General features: G+C 57.7%; 5 protein-coding genes and 3 pseudogenes. 4 read left to right on the forward strand and 4 right to left on the reverse strand.

Annotated features, from left to right (window positions below; all coding sequences use genetic code 11):
• A pseudogene (locus FVF58_RS52420) lies at window positions 1-187 on the forward strand (IS110 family transposase); the annotation flags it as partial.
• Window positions 188-709: 522 nt separating this feature from the next.
• On the opposite strand, the gene FVF58_RS50275 reads toward FVF58_RS52420, so the two are convergent.
• Window positions 710-1264 carry a 4-hydroxylaminobenzoate lyase gene (locus FVF58_RS50275; protein WP_149676882.1) on the reverse strand — a complete coding sequence of 185 codons (555 nt, stop codon included), beginning with the start codon at window positions 1262-1264 and terminating at the stop codon, window positions 710-712.
• 81 nt (window positions 1265-1345) lie between these two features.
• On the opposite strand from FVF58_RS50275, the gene FVF58_RS50280 reads away from it, so the two are divergent.
• On the forward strand, window positions 1346-2305 hold the full coding sequence (locus FVF58_RS50280; RefSeq protein WP_246217602.1) for an AraC family transcriptional regulator: 960 nt from the start codon (window positions 1346-1348) through the stop codon (window positions 2303-2305).
• 624 nt (window positions 2306-2929) lie between these two features.
• Here FVF58_RS50280 and FVF58_RS50285 read toward each other — a convergent pair.
• Entirely contained in the window at window positions 2930-3895 is a 966-nt protein-coding gene (locus FVF58_RS50285; RefSeq protein WP_149676883.1) for a PD-(D/E)XK nuclease family protein, read from the reverse strand.
• A 492-nt stretch (window positions 3896-4387) separates the two neighbouring features.
• On the opposite strand from FVF58_RS50285, the gene FVF58_RS50290 reads away from it, so the two are divergent.
• Entirely contained in the window at window positions 4388-4702 is a 315-nt protein-coding gene (locus tag FVF58_RS50290) for a high-potential iron-sulfur protein (RefSeq protein WP_086918210.1), read from the forward strand.
• 449 nt (window positions 4703-5151) lie between these two features.
• Here FVF58_RS50290 and FVF58_RS50300 read toward each other — a convergent pair whose 3' ends face one another.
• Window positions 5152-6945, reverse strand: a complete 1794-nt coding sequence (locus tag FVF58_RS50300) for an ATP-binding protein (RefSeq protein WP_149676884.1) — start codon at window positions 6943-6945, stop codon at window positions 5152-5154.
• Window positions 6942-8134, reverse strand: a pseudogene (locus tag FVF58_RS50305) (hypothetical protein). Before FVF58_RS50305 ends, FVF58_RS50300 begins: the two are co-directional and overlap by 4 nt.
• A 744-nt stretch (window positions 8135-8878) precedes the next feature.
• On the opposite strand from FVF58_RS50305, the pseudogene FVF58_RS54045 reads away from it, so the two are divergent.
• A pseudogene (locus FVF58_RS54045) lies at window positions 8879-8958 on the forward strand (IS6 family transposase); the annotation flags it as partial.

Consider the following 8958-nt stretch of genomic DNA (forward strand, 5'->3'; position numbering starts at 1 on the left):
CGCCCATCGACGAACCGACCGGCTCTCGCGCTGGATCGTTCAGCTCCAGGCACGCGTGGGCTGGTATCGAACGCTGGTCGCCGTCGCCAACAAGCACGCGCGCATCCTGTGGGCGATTCTGGCTAGGGGCGAGCGTTTCGATCCCTCGCATGTCTCCACTCCCTCAACACCCAGCCAGCCACGGTAGGACAACAGCATGAACAGGTAAATTCGCAGCGTCACCCTAAAAGCGTGACTTCGTAATTCAGGGACGAAAAGGCAGGATAGCGACAGGTCAGACCGGCAGTGGGCGAACTCGAAAAGCTGTCAGGCGCTACACGAAATGTATTCGCCGTCCAACGGATGGAGTCCTGCTGCGCGGTTACTATCCGGGCCCGGGCGCGGTTGTGATGGCGCCCGACAAGGCCGTTTATAGGCATGCAGTCTGTCACGCCGCCAACCGTTGTCGTTGTCGTCCTCACTGACCGCTACAGGAATCAAAAATATGAATCACTAAACCCAGCTTGCAAAAACGGGAAGGTCCTTATAGGCAGCTTTCCGGCGAGGTGGATGAACGCGTACTGTCGGCCATGAGGGGACGGTCGAGCGGGCGCCTTGAATGGCCGAGATTGCGCACGAAGCGCCCATTGACTTCTCGAACTGCACTTCGCTCGCACGCTCCTCACCCGTGAACCGTGAGGAGGCCTTCATACGGGCACGCCTGAGCGCTTCACTGCTGCGGCGGCTTGACGTCGAATGCAATCCGTCCTGCGGGCAGAAAAGTGAGCGAGATAAGAGCACCGCCTTTGACTTCCGGAAAGTGGTGGCTTCCTGGCGCAGGTGCCGTCCAGCCGCCATAACACCAGCCGTTCGGACCTGCGAGCGCGGCGCCTCCATTGAGCGGCACCACCAGATTGATCTCGCCATACGGGTGCAGGTGATAGTCGGCACGGAAGCTGTCTTCGGGGTTGTTCTGGGCGTTATCCGTGCTATCCAGCAGCACCGCCGTGATGCTGAAGAAGAACGTGTCCGCGGAGGGCAAGCCGACTCGCGAGCGACGATAACGCGGGCCGGCGACTTCGGCATCGGCCGCCCAGCCTTCCTGTACGCCGAGGGTAATCAGTCGCGCCAGTTCCCTGTACAACTCGCTTTCAACGCCATACTTTGTATTCAGCCATTGCTCGACCTCGGTGCTCGTCGTGGTCACGTCTTTGACCTCTTGCAGAAAGGGGATAAGACGGGCGAGAAGTTCGTCTTTGCTACTTGTGTATCGAATCTGCGACATTTTTGACATGACACCTGTGAGCGTGGGAGAAACCCGCGACGTCTCATTCTTGCTCATGACGTCCGTTCAATCCATAATCAATTGACCAAATTTTTTATCGCATCGTACATTTTTCACATGGATCCGCTCTCCGACGTCTTCTCTCTGTTGAAGGTCAAAAGCGTGCTTTCGGCGCGCTTTGAGGCTGCCGATCCTTGGGGCCTTCGATTTCCCGCCTATCGTCATGTCAAATTTGCTGGAGTCATCAAGGGCACTCGATGGGTGTGGATTGAAGGCGTCACCGCGCCCGCGAAAATGGAGGAGGGAGACTTCTGTCTGCTCACTGACGGACTGCCCTACTGTTTTGCGAGCGATCCCAGCGTGGAACTGCAAGACGGGGAGAAGGTGTTTGTCAGTAACATGGGGGTGGACGGGATCATTCGCTTTGGACGGGGAGAAGTGCGCACGATTAGCGTCGGAGGACTCTTCGAATTCGACGGTGACATGAGCGGTTTGCTGCTCAATTTCCTGCCCCCGCTTGTTCACGTTGCCGCGGATTCTCCGGATGCCAGGGCGTTGAGTGCGGCCCTCGAATTGATCAGGGCCGAGACGGAGTCAGTTCGGCCTGGCGCGGCGGTGATGGCGGGCAGCATCGCGAATATTGTGCTGGTCAACATCCTGCGGGCTCATCTTGCCGCTAGCCCGAGGTCGACGGGCTGGCTAGGTGCGTTGTCGGATCCAAGAATCGGCTCCGCCCTAAGGATGGTGCATGAGGAAATAGCGCGTCGCTGGAAGGTGGACGAATTGGCGTCGAAGGTCGGCATGTCACGCACCGCGTTCATTGACCGCTTCAAAGATCTCGTGGGGTTGCCTCCAGTGGAATATCTGATCCGCTGGCGCATGACGATTGCCAGGGAAGCGTTGAAAACGGGCAACGACAATCTCTCAAGCATCGCCGCCGCCGTCGGCTACGCGTCCGAAACCACTTTTAGTTCGACTTTCAAAAGGATGTTTGGTCAAAGCCCCAGCCGGTATCGCTCGGAGGCACGAAGCAAGGTTTGAATGCCACGGGCAGGTTTTCCGCGCTATAACCACCAGACTGCTGGATGGACCGGCAGGCATCGGTCTTTTCAATCAACGAACAGTCAGCCGCTGCGAGCAGGTGGCCGGTTTACGGCGATTCAGGGACGCCTGCTGCGAAGAGGCGGATTGCCTCATTCGCCGACATAAAACCGCGTGACCGGCCTCTCCCTGACCACCGGCGTCTGACCGTAGCCCCTACCGCGCGAGCGGTTTCGTTCTCCGAGGTACAACGGCCGTCGTCGACTCGCGTACAGAGATGGATGTTCGGCCAATTCGGACTTTGGGATGGGGTGGGTACTACGTCAGCGATATGGCGGATTGCTGACGTTAGCGGCATCGGCCGCTGGGCGTCAGCTTCCTGCATCAGCGAACTCACACTCCCGACCCGTTTCTGCCACTCGAGCAATCGGAGTCGCAAGGGCAGATGACTGAGTGGAACGGTCAGTCGGGACAGCAACAGCGTACCGACGCAACCTTGACGACTACCCATTATCTGCCACTATCCGATTACGCGGATTGTATTCAAGACGTCGTACTGGTTCGCACCGCGTGCGACGTCCTGATGACGCCTCATCTGCGTTTTTGGATCCAGCACTATCTAGGTCACGCAGGTTGACCCAGCGCATCAAGCACCTTCCGGCCGAGCTGACGGGTGTTGATAGGTCTGCCTGGACCACGCTCGAGCGGGACATTGAGGCCGTACGCCACATTGATCTTGCGCAACAACGGATGCGCAGCGAGTTCCCGGTCCGATTCGCCATCGAACAGCTTGACCGCGTCGGTCGCATACCGGACGATCAGGAAGCGGCGCCCATCAAGCATGACTTCCTTTTGTGCAACCACGGCATCGGAGTCGCTTCCGATCTGAGAACGCCCTAGTGAAGCTGGTTGCATGACGCGCTCAAGGAACTGCACAAAGGCCTTTAGTGTATGGCGGGTGTAGTCGCTAATCGGCTCAATTTCGGCGGATGCCTCCTTTCGAAGTAGATCCCGAATCAAATCCACGATCGTGCGCGACGAAACGTTCTCCTCCATCGTGTTGCGACGCCATCGGAGCCAGGCTTTTTTATGCTCGATCGCAGCGTCCAGCAGCAAACTGTCGTATTCCAACGTCATCACGCGTGCTTCGCCAGGCGGTGTCAGGAAGACGGCTGTGACAGGACATGGTTCCTCCTCGCGGAGCGTTTGCCGGACACATTCGAACTGCTCCTTTAACTGCACTGCTTGAGCCGCCCCGGCCCGGATCTTGTTCTCGATGATGAGGTGATGCAGCTTCTTTTGCGTGGCCGCGTCGTCAAAGAGCTGCAAATCGATATCGACGATCCGTGGCGCCGGACCGTCATACTGAACCTCCAACCCTACCTGGGCGGTGATTGAACGTTTGTCCAATACTGCCTGAAACCGTTGTCGGTCCCCGCACGCCGTTGCTATCTCATCAAGGAAGGTTCGGAGAAAGACGTCACCAAAACCATGTGCGGCTTGTGGCGTCAAAAGGAAGGCCAGAAACGCACTGAGATTGGTCTCCGTCAACCGACCCCGGCCTTCCGACAATGCATAGAAAATGTTCATCTGAAAATTGTTTCCTTTTGTAGGACGTATTGTAGATGTGCAATTGGCAGCTGTGGATGGGGTGGCGTACCTTTGTCCGCTGCGCAGCGACAGTTACTCCAGTATCGGTATGACTGATGTTTCGGACGAACGAAGCTGGGCGGCTGCCGCCCCGCACGACCGGCGGCAGGCGACCCCACAGCAGCCATCCACTAGTTCAGTCAGGCGGTCCGGAACCGGTCGGTCGGCACGGTTTACAACCAGCCGGCCCGCATCGGCGCTCGCGCTAATCCAAATCAACCCGGGGTAAAGCGAAGGCGACGATTATTATGCAATCACCAACCTTCCGTGACGAGAGGAGGCGCACATTTGCAGGAGCGGGCCGCGGCGTTATTCTCTTCACTGCAGCCACAAACGATCTTCGTTGTATGCTGCGCGTTGCCGCCGTCGCAAAACGGCGGCAGTAAAGGTCCCTGCCAAACGGGTCCAACACAACACTCGGAGAATCACCCAATGAAACAGTCTCGTCGCACGTTTCTGATTACGAGTCTTGGTGCCGCTTCGGCGCTCGCCCTCTCGCGCCAGGCGTTCGCCGATGCACCGCACGTTAGCGAAAGCGACCCGACCGCGGTAGCGCTCGGCTACAAGGAAGACGCGACCAAGATCGACAAGGCCAAGTACGGGTCGAAGTACGTGGCCGGCTCAATGTGCAGCAATTGCTCGCTGTACTCGGGTAAGGCGGGCGACGCTTTTGGCCCGTGTGCACTGTTTGGCGGAAAGCAAGTCAACAGCAAGGGATGGTGCAGCGGCTATACCAAGAAGGCCTGATCTACAGGAAGACGTGGTCTCGGCGAAGCGAGGTGCCACCCGAGGCTGTCAAGGAAGTGATATTCGGCTCGAAGATTAGTACCGGTACGCAGGAGCAAGTCGAACAGGCACTACAGGCGCGCGCATCGCACGTTTTGAGAAAAAGGGTCACGTTCGTACCTAGATGGCCTGCGGGTCGTGGATTGCTAGGGAGGCCGACGACCGAAGTGGTTAATGGCAGTCATCTGAAGCTTGGCTTACCGCCAACAGCAGACTCCGAAGCAGACGCTCGCGACCGGCCGTTCTTGGCCGACTGTACCCGTTCGGCTTACCGCACCGTAAGCTGACGTTCGAAGCATTTCCTTGCGCCAGCGTCAACTTTGGGCGGCATAGCCCAGCGGGTACTACCGACCATGAGTGGTCGTTCGCTTGATTAAGGCACATCTATAGTGAAAGGATATGAAGGCCGCTCACTCCTCAGCAGCCGGTGGCGGACCCCAAAGCCTCTCTAGGTCGACGTCCTCACTATCTGGCTGCTTGTTGTTCGGCAAGCGGTCCACCTGAATCACCATCGGCAGCTCGAATGCCGTACCCGTCACGACACAGCATCCTTGGGACAACCCCGGGATGAGCCCGCGCGAGAGCGCGTCCAGCGTCGAGATAGTGTTATCAATCAGATACAAGTCTCGGTCATTCACTAGCCGATGGATAAAAAAGTTGTGTAGTTGGGAAACGATCGTAGGGGAGATGTCGGCCGGCCGCTGGCTGGCGATGGTGATGAACATTCCGAACTTGCGTCCCTCCTTGATAATCTCTTCGAACTGCTCCAGCCGATAGTCCTTCCAAGTTTCGCTCTCGCGCGTGGACTGGTCGGACAGAATGTTGTGCGCCTCGTCTACTATGAGATGGATGGTGCGGTCGGGCGGATTGGAGACCGTAGCTTTGTGACTGTTGTAGTAGTGTTTCGCGAACAGCAACGGCAAGACCTTTTTGACCTCGTTGTTGCAGCGGCGCATCGAGATTACCGTGAGCAAACGCTCGACTGGTGGAGCATCCGAGATCGACAAGACCTTGCGAAGACTGAGCAAGGAGGACTCGACGCGTTTGAGAAGTGGTTGGATGTGTTCGAACTGAACGTAGCCGGCATTCAGGTCTGACATCAGTTGCAGATTGACGCGCAGCACGAGTTGGTCGAATTCGTCGAGCCCTAGGACATCAAGTGTGTCGACAGTTGGCGCAATGCGCGCGGTGTACTGAACACCATCGGGGTCGATGAACGCACCGTGGTAGTTGAAGCGACCGTTGCGGTACCAAGTAACATCTGCCAGCAGATCCAACAGCGCCTGGTTTCCCATGCGCCGTGCCACGGTTCGCATCAGGTCCAGCGTTGCGGGCTTGACTTCGCCAGCGCAGAACGACTGCTGGAATTTCATCTTTGCGTAGTTGGCCAGCGCCCCCGGGTTGGCTCCGAACCTAAGCTTGCCCGTGATGACGCGATTGAGGAATGGGCGCTGCGTGTTGGGCGTGGCCTGGAAAAGCAGCGACATTGTCTCAAGCTCCCAGAACTCCTGCGGTGCTAGGGGAAAACGGGCCGTTGGATCGTTCAGGTCTGGATCTGTTTGCGTGGATAGTTGGTAGACCGTCTTGTGGTTCGCTGGAGCTAGCTGCTCACCACCGTACTCGCCGTTGAAGTCTAAGATAACGAAGCGGCTTTTTCCCGCGATGAGCGGCAGCTTGAGATCGAAGAGGACGGTATGAAGCTTGGCCAGAGTGTTCGACTTGCCGCTGCCAGTGTTGCCGAATATGCCGATGTGGCTGTTGAAGAGACGCTTCCACGGCAGCCCGACCGCGATCTCCTCCTTGAGCATGCGCCCGATCCTAAATTCGCTGTCCGTCCCGCGGTCGAAGATGGACCGGATGCGCTCCTCGGGAAGCAGGTAAGCCGCGTCCTGGATCATCGGCAGATACTTAATACCTTGAGTGAACCCAGTGCGGTCGAAGAAGCCAATCGGCCTGGCCTCGACCTTCCGCACAAACATCGTCCTGCCGTCACGGGTCTCTATTCGGCTCTCGTCCAGGAACTCGCCCTCGACCATACAGATGATGTCGCGGAACCCGCGCTGAATCGACAGGTACTCGCGGATCGACACCCCCTTGTACTTGTCGCCCGCGTGGAAGAGAGTTTCCTTGCTCGATTGCTCATCGATCTTCAGGACCACCTTGGTGCCATGGACCGCGATGACTTCTCCCACGCGGATGCTCATACCAGGCCCTCGACGCCCGCATCGTCGGCCGCCGGTGCCACGGGCTCTGCAGGGGGACCTGTAAGCGCGGCGGATGTAGATTCGAGCGCCTCTGGCCAGGCCAGCACCTGCTCATTAAAGGAGGTGAAGTCCATCACCCCTTCGTCGAGCACCACGCACTGGACGTTGCGGTGACCTTTGAATTTGCCCTCCATCGCAGTGTGACCCGACTTATTGAAGCAGCATACGAATACTTGCAAGCCGGGGTTGGAAAGGGAACGCATTACGAGGTTAAGGATGTGCTCGTCGGCGAATGAGAAACCGAAGGTGATAAGCACTGCATTGGGCTTTTCGAGCTCATAGCTTAGCAGCCGCAACATCGGTAGTAGTGCTCCTCATAAACCGTCTCGTGGAACTTCCACTTCGTCGGGTTCACGATGGGCATCTGCTCATACTTTGTCCAGAAAGCCTTCATCGCCTTGTCGGTAAACCCTGTTTCAGGGAGGTCTGCATGCGTGAAGGCTGGATTGTCGAGGGCAGCGGAAAATGGTTGCAGCAACGCGGTCGCTTCGCCATCAAGCAGAGTTTCACGTGCCGACAGGTCGTAGCCAACCTGAATCGCGGCGCCTAACTTGCTCCAGTACACTGACCCGTGCAGGTGGATCAGGTTGATCTGCGGGATGCTGCTCTGATAACGGCCAAAGACACCAGCCTGGCAAAGGTAGGCTCCGAAGTTCCTGGCCTGCAGAATGCGCTGACTGAAGCCCCGCGCTCCGTCGTTCAGCACGAAGTCAATCTGGCCTTCTCTGATGAGGGCGTCAGCCACGAGTGGGAAGCACCCATCGTAGTTCGTCGTGAACACGTTGCAGCGTCGGTCCAACGCCTTGCGGCGTTTCACCATCTCCAGCGCCGTCATCAGGAAGGTGCGGTAGTTCTTGATGACCGTGGCGCCTGAATCAGTAGCCATCGCGCCATCCAGGCTGAGCCGTTCAGCAGGCAGGATGCAGTTCGCGTAGTAGTACATGAACAGCGGGATCAAGCGCCGGTCGTTCTCCCGCTCAAACTTGGTCGCAAGCTCTTCCAGGGTGTAACGGGCGTCGCCGTCGCCGGTTCGTAGCTGCAACTGCAGGGTCGGTAACAGGCCGAATGACGCACCCGATCCAAACAAGAAGTTGATGTCCTTGTCATAGATGTCGCTGATTGAAATCACTGTCTCTCCTTTGCCGACCACTGCTTGAGATGCGAATCGTGCAAGGAGATGACGCTTGTGGACACTGCTCCCCGCGTAGCGACACTTCGTATATGTTGCTCGCAAGCCGACGAGTACTCGCTTCTGATGCTGCTTTATTGCTATCGTCCTGGTTGGGCAATGATACTTGATTGCTGTTCTGGCGCGCGCCTGACCTTCGGCCCGTAACGGGATGGCAACGTTCGCCAGAAGCCGCTGGTTGAGCGACATTGCTCGGATTGACACCCCCTTGTAGTAGGGTCGCGCTACGTCCGGTTTGGGGCGAAAGTGTTAGTTCGCTGACGCAGAAAGCTGCCCCCCAGCTGCTCGATGTCAATACCGTCAGCAGTCTGCCACATTGCAGACGTACAACTCGGCCCGCCTCAACGTCGGCATTGGCCGATGAAGGAGTATTCGTCTTTGATAGTCCGATGGCCGGTTACCGAGCGAAGCCGACACCAGAAGGTCAACCGATGATCGAGTCGAGCGACGGCTCCCGGCCGAATGTATGTCGAACTGTCTCATGAGCCGCACCGGCTCGCTCATCGCTAACCGGATAGGCGTCGGCGTGCTATGACTTCAGCTATCACGCTAGCCGCACTCGACGTACAGAAAATCGGCTGTTTTTTGGCGGCGCCCGGTGACGGCGGCAGCTGGCACATCGGCGCGAAATTGTCCGGGAACGGCACTGTCAGGTTAATGGGGAGGCGGCGGTAGAATAAAGTGATGAAGAAGACAAAATCGCTTTATCACGGCCACCGCTTCCCTGCCGTCGTCATCAGCTGCGCCGTTCGCTGGTATTTCCG

It is taken from the genome of Paraburkholderia panacisoli (genome assembly GCF_008369935.1).
Taxonomy (GTDB): Bacteria; Pseudomonadota; Gammaproteobacteria; order Burkholderiales; family Burkholderiaceae; genus Paraburkholderia; species Paraburkholderia panacisoli.